This is a genomic window from Thalassolituus sp. UBA2590 (genome assembly GCF_002339775.1).
Lineage (GTDB): Bacteria > Pseudomonadota > Gammaproteobacteria > Pseudomonadales > Oceanobacteraceae > Thalassolituus.
Genome location: NZ_DDKU01000023.1, coordinates 16,427 through 37,325 on the forward strand (window position 1 = coordinate 16,427; position 20,899 = coordinate 37,325).

At 50.7% G+C, this 20,899-nt stretch carries 20 protein-coding genes; 12 read left to right on the forward strand and 8 right to left on the reverse strand.

The window, feature by feature from the left end; all coding sequences use genetic code 11:
• Positions 1-49: 49 nt before the first annotated feature.
• Positions 50-226, reverse strand: a complete 177-nt coding sequence (locus B2067_RS02250; protein WP_175607853.1) for a PA3496 family putative envelope integrity protein — start codon at positions 224-226, stop codon at positions 50-52.
• Positions 227-422: 196 nt separating this feature from the next.
• Positions 423-1,280 (reverse strand): SIS domain-containing protein, encoded by an 858-nt coding sequence (locus tag B2067_RS02255; RefSeq protein ID WP_084188573.1) that lies wholly within the window; start codon positions 1,278-1,280, stop codon positions 423-425.
• A gap of 133 nt (positions 1,281-1,413) precedes the next feature.
• On the opposite strand from B2067_RS02255, the gene uvrD reads away from it, so the two are divergent.
• The 4 genes from uvrD (at position 1,414) to B2067_RS02275 (ending at position 5,755) form a co-directional block, all read left to right on the forward strand.
• Positions 1,414-3,603 carry a DNA helicase II gene (uvrD, locus tag B2067_RS02260; protein WP_297531543.1) on the forward strand — a complete coding sequence of 730 codons (2,190 nt, stop codon included), beginning with the start codon at positions 1,414-1,416 and terminating at the stop codon, positions 3,601-3,603.
• A 33-nt stretch (positions 3,604-3,636) separates the two neighbouring features.
• On the forward strand, positions 3,637-4,725 hold the full coding sequence (locus B2067_RS02265) for a TRAP transporter substrate-binding protein (RefSeq protein ID WP_301387319.1): 1,089 nt from the start codon (positions 3,637-3,639) through the stop codon (positions 4,723-4,725).
• A 96-nt stretch (positions 4,726-4,821) separates the two neighbouring features.
• Positions 4,822-5,559, forward strand: a complete 738-nt coding sequence (locus B2067_RS02270; RefSeq protein ID WP_301387320.1) for an imm11 family protein — start codon at positions 4,822-4,824, stop codon at positions 5,557-5,559.
• The gene (locus tag B2067_RS02275; protein ID WP_301181194.1) at positions 5,552-5,755 is read left to right on the forward strand and encodes a hypothetical protein; all 204 of its coding nucleotides are present in this window, start codon (positions 5,552-5,554) and stop codon (positions 5,753-5,755) included. The genes B2067_RS02270 and B2067_RS02275 overlap by 8 nt, the downstream gene beginning before the upstream one ends.
• A gap of 150 nt (positions 5,756-5,905) precedes the next feature.
• Here the strand turns inward: B2067_RS02275 and B2067_RS02280 are convergent, their stop codons facing one another.
• The 3 genes from B2067_RS02280 to B2067_RS02290 all read right to left on the reverse strand — a co-directional run bounded on the left by B2067_RS02280 (position 5,906) and on the right by B2067_RS02290 (position 8,293).
• Entirely contained in the window at positions 5,906-6,301 is a 396-nt protein-coding gene (locus tag B2067_RS02280; protein WP_076514218.1) for an acyl-CoA thioesterase, read from the reverse strand.
• 83 nt (positions 6,302-6,384) lie between these two features.
• Positions 6,385-7,761, reverse strand: coding sequence for a TRAP transporter large permease (locus B2067_RS02285; protein WP_301387321.1), 1,377 nt, complete (start codon positions 7,759-7,761; stop codon positions 6,385-6,387).
• Positions 7,754-8,293, reverse strand: coding sequence for a TRAP transporter small permease subunit (locus tag B2067_RS02290; protein ID WP_301387322.1), 540 nt, complete (start codon positions 8,291-8,293; stop codon positions 7,754-7,756). The genes B2067_RS02285 and B2067_RS02290 overlap by 8 nt, the downstream gene beginning before the upstream one ends.
• Positions 8,294-8,610: 317 nt before the next feature.
• Between B2067_RS02290 and B2067_RS02295 the strand changes: the two genes are divergently transcribed.
• The 8 genes from B2067_RS02295 to B2067_RS02330 all read left to right on the forward strand — a co-directional run bounded on the left by B2067_RS02295 (position 8,611) and on the right by B2067_RS02330 (position 17,636).
• On the forward strand, positions 8,611-9,654 hold the full coding sequence (locus B2067_RS02295) for a PstS family phosphate ABC transporter substrate-binding protein (RefSeq protein ID WP_068434703.1): 1,044 nt from the start codon (positions 8,611-8,613) through the stop codon (positions 9,652-9,654).
• A gap of 86 nt (positions 9,655-9,740) precedes the next feature.
• A complete protein-coding gene (pstC, locus tag B2067_RS02300) occupies positions 9,741-11,114 on the forward strand; it encodes a phosphate ABC transporter permease subunit PstC (protein WP_068434679.1) in 1,374 nt (457 codons plus the stop codon).
• A complete protein-coding gene (gene pstA, locus B2067_RS02305) occupies positions 11,107-12,387 on the forward strand; it encodes a phosphate ABC transporter permease PstA (RefSeq protein WP_068434677.1) in 1,281 nt (426 codons plus the stop codon). Before pstC ends, pstA begins: the two co-directional genes overlap by 8 nt.
• Before the next feature lie 32 nt (positions 12,388-12,419).
• A complete protein-coding gene (gene pstB / locus B2067_RS02310) occupies positions 12,420-13,223 on the forward strand; it encodes a phosphate ABC transporter ATP-binding protein PstB (protein WP_301181234.1) in 804 nt (267 codons plus the stop codon).
• Between the two features lie 11 nt (positions 13,224-13,234).
• On the forward strand, positions 13,235-13,951 hold the full coding sequence (gene phoU, locus B2067_RS02315) for a phosphate signaling complex protein PhoU (RefSeq protein WP_068434673.1): 717 nt from the start codon (positions 13,235-13,237) through the stop codon (positions 13,949-13,951).
• 270 nt (positions 13,952-14,221) lie between these two features.
• Positions 14,222-15,289: an OprO/OprP family phosphate-selective porin gene (locus B2067_RS02320; protein ID WP_068434669.1), complete on the forward strand. Its 1,068-nt coding sequence runs from the start codon at positions 14,222-14,224 to the stop codon at positions 15,287-15,289.
• A 104-nt stretch (positions 15,290-15,393) separates the two neighbouring features.
• Positions 15,394-16,956, forward strand: a complete 1,563-nt coding sequence (locus B2067_RS02325; protein ID WP_301387323.1) for a HAMP domain-containing sensor histidine kinase — start codon at positions 15,394-15,396, stop codon at positions 16,954-16,956.
• Positions 16,953-17,636: a response regulator transcription factor gene (locus tag B2067_RS02330; protein WP_301387324.1), complete on the forward strand. Its 684-nt coding sequence runs from the start codon at positions 16,953-16,955 to the stop codon at positions 17,634-17,636. The genes B2067_RS02325 and B2067_RS02330 overlap by 4 nt, the downstream gene beginning before the upstream one ends.
• Before the next feature lie 54 nt (positions 17,637-17,690).
• Here B2067_RS02330 and B2067_RS02335 read toward each other — a convergent pair whose 3' ends face one another.
• The 3 genes from B2067_RS02335 to phoB form a co-directional block, all read right to left on the reverse strand.
• Positions 17,691-18,551, reverse strand: a complete 861-nt coding sequence (locus B2067_RS02335; protein ID WP_301376915.1) for a delta-class carbonic anhydrase — start codon at positions 18,549-18,551, stop codon at positions 17,691-17,693.
• Positions 18,552-18,671: 120 nt separating this feature from the next.
• Positions 18,672-19,940, reverse strand: coding sequence for a phosphate regulon sensor histidine kinase PhoR (gene phoR / locus B2067_RS02340; RefSeq protein WP_297531575.1), 1,269 nt, complete (start codon positions 19,938-19,940; stop codon positions 18,672-18,674).
• Between the two features lie 17 nt (positions 19,941-19,957).
• Positions 19,958-20,647, reverse strand: a complete 690-nt coding sequence (gene phoB, locus B2067_RS02345; protein ID WP_297531576.1) for a phosphate regulon transcriptional regulator PhoB — start codon at positions 20,645-20,647, stop codon at positions 19,958-19,960.
• Between the last annotated feature and the right edge of the window lie 252 nt (positions 20,648-20,899).

Here is a 20,899-nt window from a genome sequence, read left to right on the forward strand (position 1 = left end):
TCAGGCAAAAAAAAGCAGCCGGTTGGCTGCTTTCTCTATTGCGGACTGATCAGTCGAAGTAATAAGCTTCGAGGTCTTTTTCCAGACGCTTCCGCTCTAAGTGTGCCTCAATGGCCCGGCGGGAGATTAATTTCTTAGAAGCGTGCGCCTCTTTGTTAACAACAACATTACCGTTTTCGTCGAACGATACGGTTTCTTCAGAAGTATAATCTTTAGCGGTTTCCATAGTGTTTTTCCCTCTGGGATTCACAAGTCCGGTTGCGATTCTGCTTATTTTTGTTTACAGACAGATTACAGGAACTGACTGATAAGCCAACCGGTTTATTCAGCCAAACTCACTAACTGGGCGTTATTGTCCTAATTCCACTGTTGGGTAGTTTATTACTGAGTGTCGGTTTGAATAGTTCTGTTTCAGGCGGACCTTAATGATCCCCTTCAGATCGCAAAGACCGGATGCTTTGTTTGATCGCATTAAGATGGTTGGCAAAGTCGGGGCCACGACGTTGGGTGACGGCAACCGCCAACATATCAATCACCATCAGGTGGGCAATCCGGGAAGTCATCGGCGTAAACTGGTCGGTGTCTTCTTCGATATTAATATGAATCGGCAGGTCGGCGGCATTACTGACCGGAGTATTCTGAGGGGCCAGGCTAACGACAACAGCACCATGCTTCTGTGCCAGTTTAATTGAGTGCATAAGATCCAGAGTGCGTCCGCTTTGAGAAATAGCAACGACAACGTCTTTATCGCCCAGTGTGACGGCCGACATCGACTGCATATGAGGGTCACTGTATGCCGCGGTGGCGACCTGCAAACGGAAAAATTTATGCTGGGCGTCGGTTGCAACGGCTCCTGACGCACCAAAACCGTAAAACTCCACACGCATCGCGCTGCTCATGGCTTGAGCTGCGTCTGCAACCTGAGCGGGCAGCAGCTGAGATTTGACCTGATACAGCCTTTGGATGGTTGTGTCGGCAATCTTGGTGCAGATATCGTCAATGCTGTCGTCTTCGGCTATCGCGAACTGCCCAAGGTTATTGGCCACCGCGGTTTCCTGAGCAATACGTACCTTGAACTCCTGGAAACCGTTGCATCCGATCGCGCGACAGAAGCGCACAATGGTAGGTTCGCTGACCTGTGCTTCCTGAGCCAGGTCAACGATGCGCATATGCATTACCTGTTCAGGTTCGGCGAGAACAAAATCTGCGACTTTGATTTCTGACTTGCGCAGAGACGACCGGGCGCTGGCGATTTCTTTCAGAATGGGCTGATTTTTCACGTGCGTTCCAGAGCTCAGGTGTCAGAGTCTGATTATACGAAATTCACTCTCCTTAGCCATGGGACTTATGACGACGTATAAGCCCACAGTAAGTGTTCAGGGCGCGTGAAACATTCTGGTAGACTTGGTGCCCATGGATATATCGCTTCTTATTGATCAGCTGAATGATGGTCAGCGCAACGCCGTATGCGCTAACTCTCCACATCAGCTTGTACTCGCAGGTGCCGGTTCGGGTAAGACCCGTGTGCTGGTGCACCGTATCGCCTGGTTATTGAAGGTAGAGAACGTCTCGCCTTTCTCTGTCATGGCGGTCACCTTCACCAATAAAGCCGCTCGTGAGATGCGTACCCGCATCGAGCAGGTACTTAATGAGCCATCGAATGGCTTGTGGGTAGGGACCTTTCATGGTCTGGCGCACCGCCTGCTGAAACAGCATTGGCGTGAAGCGAAACTGCCGCAGTATTTTCAGATACTCGACAGCGATGATCAGGTGCGCCTGATCAAGCGTCTGATGAAAGAACACAATATCGACGACAGCCGCTATCCGCCGAAGCAGATACAGTGGTACATCAATGGCCAGAAAGACGAAGGTCGTCGTGCTGCGCATGTGATTCCTTCTGCCGATCCGTTTACACGTCAGTTGCACGAGTTCTACTACATCTACGAAGAACACTGTCAGCGCAACGGGCTGGTCGACTTTGGTGAAATCCTTCTGCGAGCCCACGAACTCTGGTTAGAAAACCCGGAGCTGCTGGCGCATTACCAAAGCCGCTTCCGTAATATTCTGGTCGACGAATTCCAGGATACCAACAACATCCAGTACGCATGGATTCGCTTGCTTGCGGGCAATACCGTCTCTGTCATGGTCGTCGGCGATGATGACCAGTCGATTTACGGCTGGCGCGGTGCCAATGTCGGTAATATCCGCGCATTTCAGGAAGACTTTCCCGGCGCTGAAATGATCAAGCTCGAGCAGAACTACCGTTCGACGGCAAACATTCTGGCCGCGGCGAATGCGGTGATCTCGAACAACAGCGGACGCCTCGGTAAAGAGCTGCGTACGGATGATGAAGACGGCGAGCAGATCTCGCTCTATGCCGCATTCAATGAACAGGATGAAGCACGTTACATTGCTGATCTGGTCGATGAATGGGCACGAGCAGGTCGGGCCCGTACGGATATGGCCGTGCTGTATCGCTCGAATGCACAGTCGCGCACCCTGGAAGAAGCATTTCTGCGTTCAGGTATTCCTTACCGTATTTATGGCGGCCAGCGCTTCTATGAACGCCTCGAAATTAAAAATGCCCTCGCTTATCTGCGCCTACTGTTAACCCGTGAAGATGACGGCGCTGTGGAACGTGTGATTAATGTTCCTGCACGTTCTATTGGCGAAAAAACCGTTGAATCATTGCGCGCCATTGCTCGTGATGAAGGCTGCTCGCTCTGGCAGGCGCTGCATAAAGCTCTGGAGCATAACAGTCTTCCTAAACGTGCCTCTGGGGCCGTTCAGGGGTTTATTGATCTGATTGAAGAACTCGCGGTTGGTGCAGAAGATCTGCCCCTCCACGAGCTGGTCGATAATGTTATCCAGCAGTCTGGGTTGATTGACCATCACCGAAAAGAAAAGGGTGAGAAGGGGCAGGCCCGGATCGATAACCTCGAAGAGCTGGTGACCGCTGCGCGCCAGTTTGAACCCGATTTTATTGACGATGAAGAGGAAGACGAGTCTGCGTTAGCGCGCTTCCTCGACAGCGCTGCACTCGAAGCTGGCGAAGGTCAGGCGGATGAATACGATGACGCAGTGCAACTGATGACCCTTCACTCTGCCAAGGGTCTGGAATTTCCGCAGGTCGTTCTGGCGGGCGTCGAAGAAGGTCTTTTCCCTCACAAAATGTCCATGGACGAAGCGGAAGGCCTCGAAGAAGAACGTCGCCTTGCTTATGTCGGCATTACCCGCGCGATGGAAAAGCTCATTATTACCTACGCCGAAAGTCGCCGCCTGCATGGCCAGGAAAACTTCAGCACACCGTCACGTTTTATTCGCGAGATACCTTCTGAGCTGGTGTCTGAAGTGCGCTTGAAAAATAGCGTCAGTCGCCCGTTGTCGGCACGAACCTCTAAGCCGTCTTCGTTCGGACAGCCCGACTTTGTTCAGGAGCAATACCCGTACAGCCTTGGGCAGCGGGTCTTCCATGAAATGTTTGGTGAAGGCACGGTGATGCAGTTTGAAGGGCAGGGTGCGGGCTTACGGGTTCAGGTGAATTTTGATGATGCTGGCAGTAAGTGGTTAGTAGCCAGTTTTGCAAAACTAGAAGCGTGTTAAACGCGCACAAAATAACAAAGGCAGGAGACCCTAATGAAACGACTGTTAGTGATGGTGGCGGCAGCACTCGTGCTGAGCGCATGTAATAAGGACTGTGAACCTCAGGCAGGAGCCACGGGCGCCGAGCCAGCAAAAACGTTCGAATGGAAACTGGTGACCTCCTGGCCGAAAAACTTTCCGGGTCTGGGTACAGCGCCTGAGCGTTTTGCCGAGCAGGTCGAGCAACTGTCGGGTGGCCGTTTAACCATTAAAGTGTATGGCGCTGGTGAACTCGTGCCTGCGTTGCAGGTGTTTGATGCTGTATCGCAGGGCACTGCGGAAATGGGTCATAGTGGCGCTTACTACTGGAAGGGCAAAGCCTCTGCTGCGCAATTCTTCACCTCTGTTCCGTTTGGTTTAACTGCACAGGAAATGAACGGCTGGATTCAATACGGTGGCGGTCAGGCCCTGTGGGAAGAAGTTTATGCGCCATTTAACCTGCTGCCATTACCGGGCGGTAATACCGGTGTGCAGATGGGCGGCTGGTTTAACAAAGAAATCAACAGCGTTGATGACCTGAAAGGTCTGAAAATGCGGATTCCGGGCTTAGGCGGAGAAGTACTGGCACGTGCTGGTGGTACGCCAGTGACTCTTCCGGGCGGTGAAATCTTCACCTCCCTGCAGACGGGCACCATCGACGCAACCGAGTGGGTTGGCCCTTACAATGACCTGGCCTTTGGGCTTTATAAGGTGGCTGAACACTACTACTACCCGGGCTGGCACGAGCCGGGTTCAATGATGGAATTCACCATCAATAAAGGTGCTTTTGCTGAACTGCCAGCTGACCTTCAGGCTATCGTCCGTATCACCGCCAAAGCGATTAACGAAGACATGCTCGCGGAATACACGACGCGCAATCAGGCGGCATTGATCGAACTGAAAGAAAAACACGGCGTCGACGTGCGTGAATTCCCGGCGGATGTGCTCGACAAACTTCAGACATTATCTGATGAAGTCGTTGCCGAGGTTGCAGGCGCTGACCCGCTTTCTCAGAAAGTATACGACTCTTATAAAGCCTACCGTGAGCAGGTGAAGGCTTATCATGCAGTGAGTGAGCAGGCGTATATTAACGCGCGGGATTGATCTTGACCGTTTTATCACTCTTCAAATAAACCCGGGCTATTCCGGGCTTATTTTTATCGTGATTTATTATCTTCTTATGTTATTCGGAGGTCTGTTATGAACAAGCTACAAAAAGAAGCAGCAGCGAATACACCCGAAGATTATAGAGAAAGAATTGCCATGCTGACGGGAAGTCGTTTCAGTTGGGATACTAAGCTTAGCGTGCAGTTTAGCGACGGGACGAGTAATTACCACGATATTATATCACCTCTTTGGGAACAAAAATTTGATGTAGTAGAGGAATGCGAAAATTATAAGTTATCTCGTGTTCCAAAGAATAACCGAACGGGTGATGTAGTATCAATTAAAATAGGAAAAAAGAGGTTCAAGCCTCTTGATTATCACCTCATGGCATATGGGGGATTAGTTTCTGAGCGATTAAAAAGATTATTGGATAATTGGGATTCTGGATCATTCTTCTTCACGCCGATAGATTTTCTTGCGTGGGATGGAAGTAAGTTCGGCAGTGAGCAGTATTATTATATGACCATTCGGAACTATGTGGATTTTTCCGCACCGAGTGTGGATATAAAACAGTCCCAATTGCCCGGGTTTACCGCTAGTGGTTTCGTTATGCAGCCCTTGGATCGGCGTTATTATGTTGCTCTCCATGAAAATAAACATTTGTATGAGAAGATGAAGAGTATTGGCCTCTGTGCCGTATATTTCGTAAAAGATATATTCTTTATGTCGCCTGATTTGTTACAAGAAATACGTAGCAATGAAATTTCAGGATTTGACGTTAAAACACTTAATAAAGATGAGCTGAAGGGAGGCACCGTTGTTTATGTCTGAGTCTTTCCTCAACGTATTGTGTGTAAGGACAGGACAGCAAGGCAAAGATATGTCTCATAACCAGTGGCTAGTAGAGCTGGCGAATGCTGTGTTCAGTAAATTGGAACGAGGTCAGAGTGAGTTTGTCAGCAATGAAGATGCGCGTCAGGATATGGAAGCCCGGAAGAGCAGAATCAGGAATAAAGCCCGGTGTTGACGTCTATTAATCGCGAATAGCCTCCGGCTGATTCGCTCCCACAGATACTTATTAGCTGATTTGCTTCCACGGAGACTTATTAGCTGATTTGCTTCCACGGAGACTTATTAGCTGATTCGCTCCAGCAGGGGCACTCTCACCGCGGTACTCTTATCTGGGCACTTCTCTGATTCGTCCCGTTCCATCAATTGCCACGTACACAAATACTGCATCTACCACTTTACGCTCGGCGGATTCTGTCGGATTACGGGTCCAGGCTTCAACGGCGATGCGGATGGATGAGGTGCCAATCTCTAACAAGCGTGTGTAGATGCATACTTCGGCGCCAAGACGGATCGGCGACATAAACACAACGGATTCCATCGCGACGTTGGCGATGCGCCCCTGAGCGATTCGGCTGGCGTCTGACTCTGCGGCATGGTCCATCTGAGCAACGACCCAGCCACCGCTGATATCACCGTGGATATTGCAGTCGGCACGGGTTGGCAGCAGCTTTAAGGTAAGGCTGCCTTCAGGTGACGGTTGGTTGTCTTCGGTCTTTTCCATGCGGACATCGGCTTTTATTATTGTGTTGGTTGCAAATTGTACCGCATGCCGTGCCAATGTATAGGGTGCGGGGCTTCTTCAGTCTAACCGTATATCTGATCGGGTAACCATGTTGCCAGTTCAGGGAACACGGCCAGTAATCCCAGAACCGCCACCTGAATAACAATAAACGGAATAACGCCTTTGTAGAGGGTTCGGGTCGGTAACTCGGGTGGTGCGACGCCGCGTAAATAGAAAAGAGCGAAACCAAACGGGGGCGTAAGGAATGACGTCTGTAAGTTGATGGCGATCATGATACCCAGCCATACCGGGTCGATACCCATCGCCAGTAGTACCGGAGCGACAATCGGTACGACCACGAAGGTGATTTCGATAAAGTCGAGAATAAAGCCCAGCAGGAAGATCACCAGCATTACCAGCAACATGGCAGAGAAAACACCGCCGGGCAGGTCATTGAATACTTCATGAACCAGCTCTTCGCCGCCAAAGCCTCGGAACACTAGCGAGAATAGAGCAGCGCCAATAAAGATCAGGAAGATCATGCTGGTGACTTGGAGCGTCGCGTCCATCACTTCGCGCAGACGTTGTAGATTGAACTGGCCGTACGCAATGGCGAGTAGCAATGAGCCGAATGCACCAATACCTGCAGCTTCTGTAGGCGTGGCTTTACCGGTAAGAATCGAGCCGAGAACGGCGACAATCAGCAGCAGTGGCGGGAGGAGGCCTTTGAGTAACTCGAATATAAAGCCTGGTGACAGAGGCTCACGATCCTGAACCGCTGGAGCAGCTTCGGGTTTAAATATGGCCACGATGCTGGTGTAGATAAAATAGCCGAGCACCAGTATTAATCCGGGGATAAGAGCACCCACAAACAGGTCGGCAACGGAGACGGTCTCTGGAGAAAATATGCCCATCTTAAGCTGCGCCTGCTGATAGGCACTGGATAACACATCACCGAGAATAATCAGCGCAGTCGATGGTGGAATGATCTGGCCGAGTGTCCCTGTGGCGCAGATAGTTCCGCTCGCCAGTGATGGGCTATAACCATTGCGCAGCATCGCGGGTAATGAAATTAGCCCCATGGTGACGACGGTTGCGCCGACAATACCTGTGCTGGCCGCAAGCAGCATACCGACAATGATCACAGAGAAACCCAGACCACCCCGTACCGGGCCGAACAGCAGGCCCAGGTTGCGCAGCAACTGCTCTGCGATTTTCGACTTCTCCAGCATTACCCCCATGAAAACGAATAAGGGCACGGCCACCAGAATCTGATTAGACAGAATTCCGAACATGCGGTTAGGCATGGCATTAAGAAAGGCCGGGTCAAAGGTACCGGTCAGTAAACCAATACCGGCGAATAGCAGTGAAGTCCCTGCCAGTGTGAAGGCCACCGGGAAGCCACACATAAGGACCAGGCAGACGACGGCAAACAGTACGAGAGGCATAAACTCAGCCATGGTGATTTGCCTCGCTGCTATCGTTGGTGATGTCGGAATCAGCCTTCAGCCCTGTAAAAGTGCGCAGTAGCTCAGCGATGGCTTGCAGAATCAGGGTCGCTGGTAAGATTACAATCAGGGTTTTCAGAAGATAAATAAAAGGTAGGCCGGCGGCCTCCTGAGAGCGTTCGCGGATCGCCCAGGCATTGCCGACGTATTCCCAGCTCGCCCACAGCAGAAACAGGCTGGTTGGCAGAACCAGAAGAAGAATCCCAAGTCGTTCAATCCAGCGACGGCGCTCTTCCGTCCAGCCCCGGTAGAAAACATCAACCCTGACATGACCGCCCTGTTGCCAGGTATAGGCAGCGCCCACCATGAATAAGGATGCGTGCAGATACATGATGCTCTCCTGCAACGCAATCGACGGCATATCAAACAGGTAGCGCAACACGACGACCGAGCAGGTGGCCAGTACCATAAACAGTGATAACCAGCGGGTGATGCGACCGGTGGCTGATGTAAAGCGATCAATCAGGCTTATCAACTGTGACATCCCTTGTGGCATCCCTAATTGTGTTGAAATAAGTGGTGAAAACGTGCCAAAAAAGTACCGGAAAAACAGAACCCGGACAGTAAACGAGGCGGGAGTATATCAGGGTCGGCGGCCCCTCAGTAGCGAGAACTCAGTAGCGAGAACTCTGTGGGGGCTGGGCGCAGCAGTGTCGAGGTCGGGTGTAATATAACTGTCATGTGGGTGTAACAAATTGCCGCTTTGTCACATTTCTGTAATATACCATCCTGATAATGGCCAGCATCCGAAATCAAGTGACTCAGGCATACAGCATGCCACACAACATGAAGGACACTCTCATGAAAAAAGTACTTCTGACTGGTGCCGCTCTGCTGGCAACCATGACTGGCTCAAACGCTTACGCTGAGCGTGATTACATCAGCATCGTAGGCTCTTCTACTGTTTACCCGTTCTCTACTGTTGTTGCTGAGCGCTTCGGTAAGTCCTCAAGCTTCCCTACACCAAAAGTTGAGTCTACCGGTTCAGGCGGTGGTATGAAGCTGTTCTGTCAGGGCGTTGGCGCGAACACGCCTGATATCACTAACGCTTCTCGTGCGATTAAGCAGTCTGAAATCGATCTGTGTGCAGAAAACGGCGTTAAAGACATCGTTGAAGTGATGGTCGGTTACGACGGTATTGTACTGGCCGGCAGCAACGAAGCACCACAGTACGAACTGACTCGTAAAGACATCTTCCTGGCTCTGGCGAAAGTCGTTCCAGCGCAAGACGGTTCTGAAACTCTGATCGACAACCCATACAAGACCTGGAAAGACGTTAACCCAACACTTCCAGCGAAGAAAATTGAAGTGCTTGGCCCGCCACCAACGTCTGGTACCCGCGACGCGTTCGTTGAGCTCGCTATGGAAGGCGGTTGTAAGAAATTCCCGTTCATCAAAGAGATGAAGAAAACAGATAAGAGCAAGTACAAAGCTCTGTGTCACGGTATCCGTGAGGACGGTGCGTACGTAGAAGCAGGTGAGAACGACAACCTGATCGTTCAGAAACTGGTAGCAAACCCAGACGCGCTTGGCATCTTCGGTTACAGCTTCCTGGAGCAGAACGCTGACAAAGTACACGGTTCTATCGTTGAAGGTCAGGCGCCAGAGTTCGACGCAATCTCTGACGGTTCTTACCCAGTAAGCCGTTCACTGTACTTCTATGTTAAGAAAGCACACGTTGGCGTGATTCCTGGCATTGAAGAGTACCTGGCTGAGTTCGTATCTGACAAAGCGATGGGCGAATACGGTTACCTCGCAGACAAGGGCATGATCCCCATGACTGAAGAGGAATATAAAAAAGTGGTTGATACTGTCGAGAATCTGAAGACAATCTCCGCTAAATAAGACAGACAGTTGTCTGTTGAAAGCCGGGCGTGCGAATGCACTCCCGGTTTTTGTGCATTCAAAACACTTACTGACAGAAGTAACCCATGAACTACAGTACCTTGCTAATCGCGTTGTTGATCGCGCTGGGGGCAGCATACTTTCTCGGACGTAATCGCGCCCGGTCTCTTGCTGGCCAGGGAGAGAGTATGCACTCACTTCCAACCCATTACGGCGCACTGACTGCGCTCTGGACTACTCTGCCGCCCCTCCTCATTTTAATCATGTGGGTAATGCTGGAACCTCGCATCGTTGATGCGCTGCTGACGATGCAACTTCCTGAAGCTATCCGTACGGCCAGTGAAGCAGAAGTTCGTCTGGCGCTCTCAAAGGTTCACAATATCGCCAGCGACCCATCGATGATGGGGCAGAGTGAACTCGGCTCTGTTGCCGCGCACCTGGTCGACCTTGAACAGCGCGCTGCGATTCTTAAGGGCGGCGTTATTCTGTCATTGATTCTTCTCGGCGTTGCCGTGACCTGGCGACGTATTCAGCCAGACCTTCGTGCCCGTGGTGAAGTTGAACGCATCGTTCGTGTGATGCTGTTCTCAAGCTCTGCCATTGCTGTACTGACTACGCTGGGTATTCTGGTCAGTGTTCTGTTTGAAGCGGTGCTCTTTTTTCAGAAAGTTTCACCCATTGAGTTCCTGTTTGGCACGACGTGGTCACCCCAGGTGGCATTACGTGCGGATCAGTCAGGTTCGTCTGGTAGCTTCGGGGCAGTACCGCTGTTTGCAGGTACGCTGCTGATCTCTGCCATCGCCATGTTTATTGCGGTTCCGGTCGGCCTGATGGCGGCGATTTATTTGTCTGAATACGCAACGTCTCGCGTACGTCAGCTGGCGAAACCAGCCCTCGAAGTTCTGGCGGGTATCCCGACCGTTGTATACGGCTTTTTTGCCGCCCTGACCGTTGCGCCATTTATTCGTGGTGTCGGTGAGTCGGTTGGGTTGGATGTCTCGTCTGAGAGTGCACTGGCGGCGGGCCTGGTCATGGGCATTATGATTATTCCTTTCGTTTCATCTCTGTCTGACGATGTGATTAACGCTGTGCCGCAGTCACTGCGTGACGGCAGTTATGGTCTGGGCGCAACCCGAAGCGAGACGGTACGTCAGGTGGTTATTCCTGCGGCTCTGCCGGGTATTGTTGGCGCAGTCATGCTCGCCGTTTCGCGTGCTATCGGCGAAACCATGATTGTTGCTATGGCCGCGGGCCTTGCTGCAAACCTGACCGCGAACCCTCTCGACAGTGTTACGACCGTCACTGTGCAGATCGTGACTCTGCTGGTCGGTGACCAGGAGTTCGACTCGCCGAAAACACTCGCCGCCTTCGCGCTGGGCCTTGTGCTCTTTATCGTGACGCTGGTGCTGAACTTTGTAGCTATCAAGATCGTACAGAAGTACCGGGAACAATATGACTGATTCAACCATGACAACGCGTCAGAAAGTCGAAGCCAGTATGCGTCGCCGTCGTGCGGCTGAAACTCGCTTCCGCCTGTATGGCATGGCCTCTGTATTATTTGGCCTGCTTTGCCTGGTGGTTCTGTTCGGCGATATTTTTTCAAAAGGTACGTCTGCCTTTTCACAGACTGTGCTGACGACCACCATTGAGATTGATGGTGACTACCTCGATATCACGCCGGATTCCTCCGAAAGTGACATCATGAGTGCGAACTACGATGGTCTGATCAAGCGTCATTTCAAGAATGACGTTCAGCCCAAGGGGCGTTCAGAAGCACGTAGTCTGTTCAGTCTCATCTCTTCAGGTGCAGGCTGGCAGATTCAGAGCCAGGTTCTTGAAGACCCTTCCATTATCGGCAAAACCGTGACTGTGGACCTGCTGGTCGATGACGATGTCGACCAATGGTTTAAGCACGAGTACGGTAATGACAGCGGTAGCGTCCGCCTGAGTGAAAAACAGCTCGAGTGGATTACCGGCTGGATCGAAAGTGATGCGCTTAAAACTCAGTTTAATACCACCTTCTTCGTGAACGGGGATTCCCGTGAGCCTGAGCTGGCGGGTATTCGTGGTGCAATTACCGGTACCCTGCTGACTCTGCTCGTGACCTTCCTGCTGTCTTTTCCGATCGGTGTGGCCGCAGCGATTTATCTGGAAGAGTTCGCCCCTAAAAATCGCCTGACAGAGATTGTTGAAATCAACATTAATAACCTCGCGGCGGTGCCATCGATCACCTTCGGCCTGCTAGGCCTGGCCATCTTTATTAATATCTTTGGTGTGTCACGTTCAACGCCGTTGGTAGGTGGTCTCGTTCTGACACTGATGACACTGCCGACGATTATTATTTCTGGTCGTGCAGCCATTAAAGCGGTACCTCCTTCTATTCGTGAAGCGGCGCTTGGTCTGGGGGCATCTAAGATGCAGACCGTGTTCCATCATGTACTGCCGCTGGCCATGCCGGGCATGCTGACCGGTACCATTATCGGTATGGCGCAAGCACTGGGTGAAACGGCGCCTCTGCTGATGATCGGTATGATTGCCTTTGTCGTGGATGTTCCTGGCTTCATCAATGACCCATCCACCGTATTGCCAGTGCAGATTTTCCTGTGGTCAGACAGTCCTGAGCGCGCTTTCACAGAACGTACATCGGGCGCCATTATGGTTCTGCTGGGCTTCCTGATCATTATGAACACTGCCGCCGTTATGCTTCGTCGTCGTCTTGAGCGTCGCTGGTAACAGGCCTGAAACAGAAATTATCGGATAACGTTATGAGTATTATTGAAAATCACGAAACGGTCGGCTCTCCTCTCAGCGAAGGTGCGAAACTTCGCGCTCGCGACGTCTGTGTGTTTTACGGTGAGAAGCAGGCCATTTACAACGTCAGTCTGGATATTCGCCAGAATGAAGTGATCGCCTTAATCGGCCCTTCAGGTTGTGGTAAATCAACCTTTCTGCGCTGCCTCAACCGCATGAATGACACCATCGACATCTGTAATGTCACGGGTGAAATCCTGCTGGATGGCGATAACATCTACGATCCACGCGTCGATGTGGTGCCACTCCGCGCGACGGTAGGCATGGTTTTCCAGAAGCCTAACCCTTTCCCTAAGTCGATTTACGACAACATCGCTTATGGCCCGCGTATTCATGGTCTCGCATCGTCACGTGTTGAACTGGACGAAATCGTTGAAAAAAGTCTGCAGCGTGCGGGCCTCTGGAATGAAGTGAAAGATCGTCTGCATGCACCGGGCACCGGTCTTTCTGGCGGTCAGCAGCAGCGTCTTTGCATTGCGCGTACCATTGCGGTTGATCCTGAAGTGATTCTGATGGATGAGCCGTGTTCTGCACTGGACCCGATTGCAACTGCTAAAATTGAAGAACTGATCGACGAGCTGCGTGAGAACTATACGATCGCGATCGTTACTCACTCGATGCAGCAGGCTGCCCGTGTGTCACAGCGCACTGCGTACTTCCACCTGGGCCAGTTGATCGAAGTGAATGCAACAGATAAGGTATTTACAACGCCTGAGCATCAGTTGACTGAAGCCTATATCACCGGCCGCTTTGGCTAAGGAGCAGTACGATGGAAATGAATTTTAACCAGCATATTTCTGGTCAGTTTAATGCCGATCTGGAAGCGATCCGTAACCACATGATGAGCATGGGCGGACTGGTCGAGCGCCAGGTAAACCATGCGGTTCAGGCGATCTGTTCAGGTGATACTCAATTAGCCGATGATGTTATCCGCCGTGAAGATGACGTTGATAAAGCAGAAGTCGCAATTGATAACGAGTGCACTCAGATTCTGGTTCGTCGTCAACCAGCCGCGTCAGACCTGCGTATGGTTCTGGCTGTGTCACGTGTGGTTCGCGACCTTGAGCGTATCGGTGATGAGGCAAGTAAAATTGCAATTCACACGCTGGAAGTAAAAGACTCGAAGAACCCACAATTCTGCCAGCAAGCCATCCGTTACATGGGTGAAGAAGTGGTGAAAATGATTTCTGGCGCTCTGGATGCCTTCGCCCGTCACGACGTTGAAGGTGCGATTGAGGTGGTGCGTACCGATAAGCTGGTCGACAAGCAATACGCTTCTGCGTTGCGTGAGCTGATCACCTACATGATGGAAGACCCGCGCTCTATTGGCCAGGCGATCAATATCCTCTGGATTCTTCGTGCTATTGAGCGTATCGGTGACCATGCACGCAACATCTCTGAACAGGTTATCTACCTTGTGAGTGGCACAGACGTTCGTCACAGCTCTCTCACAGAAATGGAAGAAACCGCTCAGAAAGAAGATTGATCTGATCCCCCGCTTTTTGCGCCTCAACCTCCCCTGAGGCGCGAACTTTCCCTTTGCTTTCCTGAAACTGGCCTATACTAAGCAGCGCAATATCTTGTTTGCTCCTGCATGGCTTTCTCTGAATATGACAGTTTGATTTCACAAATATGACTGATTTGTCATATTGCTGTAATAAAAGTGCCATAGAGTAGACATCATCCTGTAACACAGTGCGTTGCAGTAACTATTAAGCAAGACCATCTTGCACATAACTAACTCTGGATGAGAAGCATGAAAAAAACAGCACTCTTTATCGCTATCGCTTGCGCGGCAGGTTTTGCTCAGGCAGATGAAAAAGATGATCTGATTATAAAAGTCGGCGGCGGCCTGATGGCTCAGGAAAAAGAAATTAAATTCCAGACGGGAGGACGCTTGCAGTGGGACTACAATCTGGCGAAAAAGAATGGTGAAACAGACGAGTCTGACATCCATGTTCGTCGTGCTCGTATATACGTGAAAAGTACAGTGGGTGACTGGAGTCTCAAGTCGCAGTTCAATATTGATCAGGCGTCAGAAACCGATGACGGTGCACGGGAAGATTCCGGTGGTACTGTGGAAGACCTATACATCACTTACGAAGGTTTTGGTAAGCCAGCTAAGATTTCTGTCGGTCATCAACGGGTTGAGTTCAGCCTGGAAGACTACACCTCTTCCAATGATAATACTTTCCTTGAGCGTAGCGCCGTGACCGAGGCCTACTCTGTTGGTCGTCTTGCTGGCATCCAGGTGAAAGGCGATATTGATGGTCTGCATTATGGCGTAGGCTTGTTTGAAGATGGTGAAGATAAAACGGAAGCCAGCGAAATGTTTCTGGCCGCTCGTGTGGCTTACGCTGCCGATATTGATGGCGGACTGGTCCACGTTGGCCTTGGTAGTCACAACCAGGGTGAAGACACCTTAACTGCGGGCTTGGAACTTGCTGGCGTTTTTGGTCCACTACATGCGCAAGCTGAATATATGCAGCGTAGTATCGATGATGCAGACGATCTTGCGGGCTCCTACGTTCAGGTCGGTTACGTATTGACCGGCGAGACCCGTCCATACAAAGCTGGTAAGTTTAAGCGTATCAAGCCTGCCAGTAGCAAGGGCGCCTACGAGGTTGTGGTCCGTGCTACTCAGGGGGATGGTAACTACTCAGATACTGAGCTTGGGGCTACCGAGGCCTCTGAAATCGGTATTGGTCTGAATTACTATGCAAACAACAACGTTCGTCTGGGGATGTCGTACTCTGTGGCTGAAGGTGATGCTACCTCTGATGAAGGGCAGGAATTCCGTGCGCGTGCTCAGTTCGTATTCTGATTCTGTTTAACTAATCTCGTAAGACGTGAGGGCGCCTCCGGTTGTTTCGGTGGCGCCTTTTTTCTTTTATGATAATTGCTAAATAAGGGCGCCAGGAGCCTGGCATGTATAAAAGAAAGTTGTTCCTCTTCGGTTTTATTTCAGCAGCTGTTCTTTTCGTTGCGCTAAGTGGTGTTGCCGTTTCTGCATACATAACCAAGGAAAATCTTCGTCAGAGTGCCACTGCACAATCCTTGCTTTCTGAACATCAGATGCTGTCGAGTATCTCCTACCGCTTGTTTAAACAACTCACCGATGAACTGATCTTTGGACGCAATGCCAACCAGGCCGAAGTACGCAATAAACAGGCTCTCATTGAGCAGTCATTAATGGTCATCCGGGACCTTGAAGTGCGTCAGAGAAATGAGCTTGGTCCCGACATTACTCAGGGAAGTGTTGAAGATACTGACGAATTGCAATTTTTAATCGCTGAAATTATTGACGAGTTCAATGCGGTTATTGCCATGAACGATACAACTCCGCTCAGTCAGCAGGAGCGTGTCCAGCGCTTGCTGGAGTTCACTATTGATAATAAATTCCGCGAAGCAATTAATGCGGCTGTATCACGCCAGAGTAAAGTAGTTTCTGCGACGAATGCTCGTATCGAAGCGTTAAACTCAGCCATCGTATGGTTCAGTATCATTCTTTGCGTACTGGTTGGCCCCTTTATTGTCTTCGGGTGTGTGTGGCTGTTTAATCAGCTTTATCAGCCCCTGACTGTGATAGGGAGTGGTACTCAGGTCATTGCGTCCGGGAACTATAACTTCCGTTTACCAGAAAACCTTGATCAGGAGTTTCACTCACTCGTTCAGTCTCTCAATCAGCTAGCAGGCCAGATGGCTGAGCATGAGAAGCAGGCAGAAACGATGCGTGATCAGCTTCAGTATGAGGTAGACCAGCGTACATCAGAACTGACCGAGGCTAATAGACAGCTCACTCTGATTGATACCAGACGTAAGCAGTTTATTGCGGATATATCGCATGAACTCAGAACACCGTTGACCATTATTCGTGGAGAGGCGCAGGTAACCTTGCGTCAGAATCATGCGGATACCAGAGACTACAGAGCTGCATTACAGACAGTACTTGATCAGGTTGTTGGCCTGAGCGTCCTGGTCGATGATCTGCTACTGCTGGCTCGTGCTGAAATTAACCAATTACGGTTATTTCCTGATGATCTCCAGGTCGTTGATATTCTTGAACACCAAGTGGAGCAGTGGCAGAGAAAAATGCCATTGCGATCTTTCCGATTAAATACCGCAGACGCTGAGAAATCACGCATTGTTATACGCGCTGACGAGCAGAGGCTACGTCAGGTTATGACCATCCTGATAGATAATGCGACTCGTTATTCTGATCCGGGTGACCCTGTCGAAATATCACTCAAAGCGACAGAGGATCAGGTAATGATTAGTGTCCGCGACCATGGCGATGGAATCTCACCTGCCGACTTACAGTATATTTTTGAGCGCTTCGTACGCTTTAAGCCACGGACAGATGGCGCCGGTCTGGGTTTATCAATTGCTCGCACCCTGGTAGAAGCGCATCAGGGTGAAATCTATGCAGAATCAGAACAGGGGCAAGGATCAGTGTTTACCGTCGTTCTACCAAGGCAGGCCGCAGAATGAAGATTCTGATTGCGGATGATGAACTGCCATTGCTCAGCTTTCTGCAGCGAGGACTGGAGTCTGAAGGGTATGACGTCATATCGGAAAGTGACGTTCACAACCTGATCGTGACCATAAGCAGTGAGCTTCCTGTCGTAGCAGTTCTGGATCGTATGTTCGGTGATGTGGACAGCCTGGTATTGATACAGAGTATTAAGCGACTGCCTTCGCCGCCTATGGTGCTGTTGCTGACGGCGATGGACGACGTCAGTGACCGGGTGGATGGACTGCGTCAGGGCGCCGATGATTACCTCTGTAAACCGTTCGACTTCGAAGAATTGTTAGCGCGTATCCAGGCGATGACACGACGCGCAGTGCCCTCAAATCAACACATTGAAGAAACGCTTCAGTGTGGGCCGTTAATACTCTATCGCGATGAACGTATTGTCCGGCATGCAGGGGTCGAACTATCGTTAACCCGGCTGGAGTATGACCTGTTGGAGTTCTTTGTTGAGAATAGGGGCAAAGTACTGAGCCGCGAGAGAATTCTTCAGCGGGTATGGCAATCAGAGAAAGATCCGATGACTAATATTGTGGATGTATACATCAGCAGGGTTCGCCATAAGCTCGCTTTTGCTGATGCGCTGATTATTGAAACACTGCGCGGAAATGGTTACCGGCTGACGACTGCCAGCCGGTAGTATCCATCGCTGCTAGGGTGCTGCTTAGGGTTCTTTGTTAACCCGTGTGTCTGGTCAGTGTATTTCAGACAGTAGCTGTGGGTTCAGTACAAGATTGCGTACACCGTGAGCGTGATCTTCATTGAATTCATTTTCTTCACACCAGTCGGCCACTGTTTCAATATCAACGACAGCGACTTCCGGGCGCACGCTCCAGCTCACCTGCAACGGGGAGCCTTTTTCATTGTATGACGGGCCTGTTGTTGATCCTGCGTACTGGACCGGTGTACCCGTATCGGATGGAATATTTGGCGCCTGGTAATAGCCGTTTACCTGTTCAACGTTTGCCATCTCACCAAAGTCGAGGGCGTCATCGTCATTGGCCAGAACAATCACCTGGGCTTCGACGCGCAGTTGAGGGTTCATGATGTTGTCTGACAGACAGGCGCCAAGTGTCGGGCCTGGTTGAATCTGAGCGGTGGTATGTACGAAGTGCACCTCGATGGTATCCCCCGGAACCAGGTTTCTGCCTTTTGCTGCACAGACTTCTCCTTTAAACGGTTTAAGCTGTTTTTTAGTCAGTTTGCCGTCGTACAGATAACCTGTATCAGCGCCCTGACCATTACCATTTCCGGCATAAGTCGTGAACTCTCCGCCTTTGTGTTCGGCACCAACGTGGAAGTGAATATTGCAAAGATTCATTTGAGTATGTGCAGGGGCTGGCTGGAACATGTTGCTGTTCTCGCCCGAAACCTGATCGATATCGCGTGGCGATTGAGGTCCAAAACCCTGACCCTGGGTGTTTTCCGCAAGGCGTTCGCGCTGTTCAGCGATCACCTTATCAGACACAGTTTCGGATGAAGAATAATTACCCGCCAATACGGCAGCAGGCATCAGTAAAGAACTTGCGACAACGGCGTACTTAATTATGGACATTTTTGTTCCTCCTAGGTGAAGCCACTACGATACGGAGGAACACTGAAAAGAACCTGACTCCTTTATTAATAAAAGATTAACGTCCTGAATTCTGACGATCCGGATGTGCGAGAAGAGCATTCAGGCGTTGTTTTCTCTTCGAAAAGACGGGATCACAAAAGAAAAGGTACTACCTTGCCCCAGCGCCGATTCAATTTTAAGCTCGGCATCGTGATGTTCCAGTGCGTGTTTAACAATCGACAGCCCGAGGCCTGAGCCCCCAACGGTAGACTCCCGCGACTCATCCACACGATAGAAACGCTCGGTTACCCGAGACAGGTGTTCCGGTGGAATACCTGGCCCCTGGTCTGTCACGGCAACCTCGATACCGCGATCACTTGGGGCAATGTCGATATCCACTTGTTTTCCATCACCATATTTAATCGCGTTAGTGACAAGGTTGGTCAGAGCAGAATGCATCTCTTCTTTGAAGCCATCGACAATCAGGCTGCGCTCGGTGTTAATTCTGACTTCAGCATCGCCTGAGTAGCCTTTCATTTCTCCGGCAACCTGATGGCACAGCGCTGTCAGGTCAAAGGACACACCATCCCGCTCCCTGCTCGCACTTTCCAGTTTGGATAGCTGAATAAGGTCGTTTACCAGATTTGTCATACGGTTCGCCTGGCTATCCATTTGTGCCAGTGCTTTAGACAGTGGAGCTGGCGTATCCATATCAGAGAGCATTTCCAGATAACCATTAATGACGGTTAGTGGTGTGCGCAATTCATGGGAGACATCGGCAATAAAGTCCTGGCGCATGGTTTCTACGCGTTTGCGTTCAGTGACATCTCTGACGAGCATGATTTTCTGATCGATACCAAATTCAGTGATCTGAACCTGCAGACTGACATTTCTGAGATCGAACTGCAGAGGCTCGCTGAAGTCGCTGCTGCGGAAATAGCGGACAAATTGAGGGGTGCGGATAAGATGAGTTATGTGCTGACCATTATCATCTTTACGCAGGTACAGCATACGCGTTGCTGCGCTGTTGAATGTCGTAATGTGGCCGGCGCTGTCGAGTACAACGACACCATCTTTCAGAGCTTCAATCCCCTGATTATAGCGTTGCAGCATTTTCGCCTGATTCAGCAGGCGATCTTTAAGTGTCTTTTCTCGTCGGATGATGCGGTCGGCAGAGTAACCTATCAATCCGCTGTCCTGTGGGGCCGGGCCCTGGCGATAACTCCATTTAAAAATAGTGGCCGCGTGGCGGATACTGATGATCTGTGAAACGACCAATCCGATCAGTAAGCCATACAGGGAATATCCGACTGACCAGCCGGCAGCGAAACCTGCAAGCACTATAATGCCAACCCGAAACAGCTCTCGCTGCAGTGCATCCTGATACAAACCTGCGTTACCTCACCTTACTGATCGGGAGAAAAACGATACCCACTTCCCCTGACTGTTTGAATCAGACGTTCGTGGTTATCGATAGAAATCGCTTTGCGTAAACGCCGGATATGAACATCAACGGTGCGTTCATCGATGTAGACGTTGCCGCCCCAGACCTTGTCGAGCAGTTGTTCGCGGGAAAACACCCGGTTCGGGTGGCGCATAAAGAATTCGAGTAGCTTGTATTCTTTCGGGCCGAGCGATACCAGTTCACCCTTGATACGGCATTGCTGCTCATCTGGGTGGCACGTCATATCGAGAACGGTCAGCGCTTCAGACGATGTGGTTTGGCTGCGACGGAGAACCGCCTTAATACGCGCATTCAGCTCTCTGGGTGAAAACGGCTTAGTAATATAGTCGTCAGCACCGCACTCCAGCCCTTTGATTTTGTCATCTTCTTCGGCGCGCGCCGTAAGCAGAATGACAGGGATGTCTTTTGTGCGTTCTTCGCGCTTCAGCCGGGCTGTCAGCTCCGGTCCGCTCATCATCGGCATCATCCAATCCAGTACTACAAGATCCGGTTGTTCGTTGATGATCATCTGGAGGGCTATCTGGCCATTGGCAGCTTTCCGGGTTTTGTATCCCGCAAGCTCAAGACCGGTACAGATCATTTCGCAGATGGCTGGTTCATCATCGGCAACGAGGATAAATCCGGCGTTCATGTCGGCACCTAGTGTATTCATTTCAGGGGCATGTATTGTGACATTTTTATTACGATTTTGGACTGTTTTTCGTGCTGCTTAGCCTGTCCCTGGGTGGGTGGTGTTAACTTATTGAAAAATAGTAAATTCTTTTCGAAAAATGGTTGACGACCCCCGGGCTGATCAGTAATATTACCGCCCACTTAGCCGGTATAGCTCAGTTGGTAGAGCAACTGACTTGTAATCAGTAGGTCCCGAGTTCGACTCTTGGTG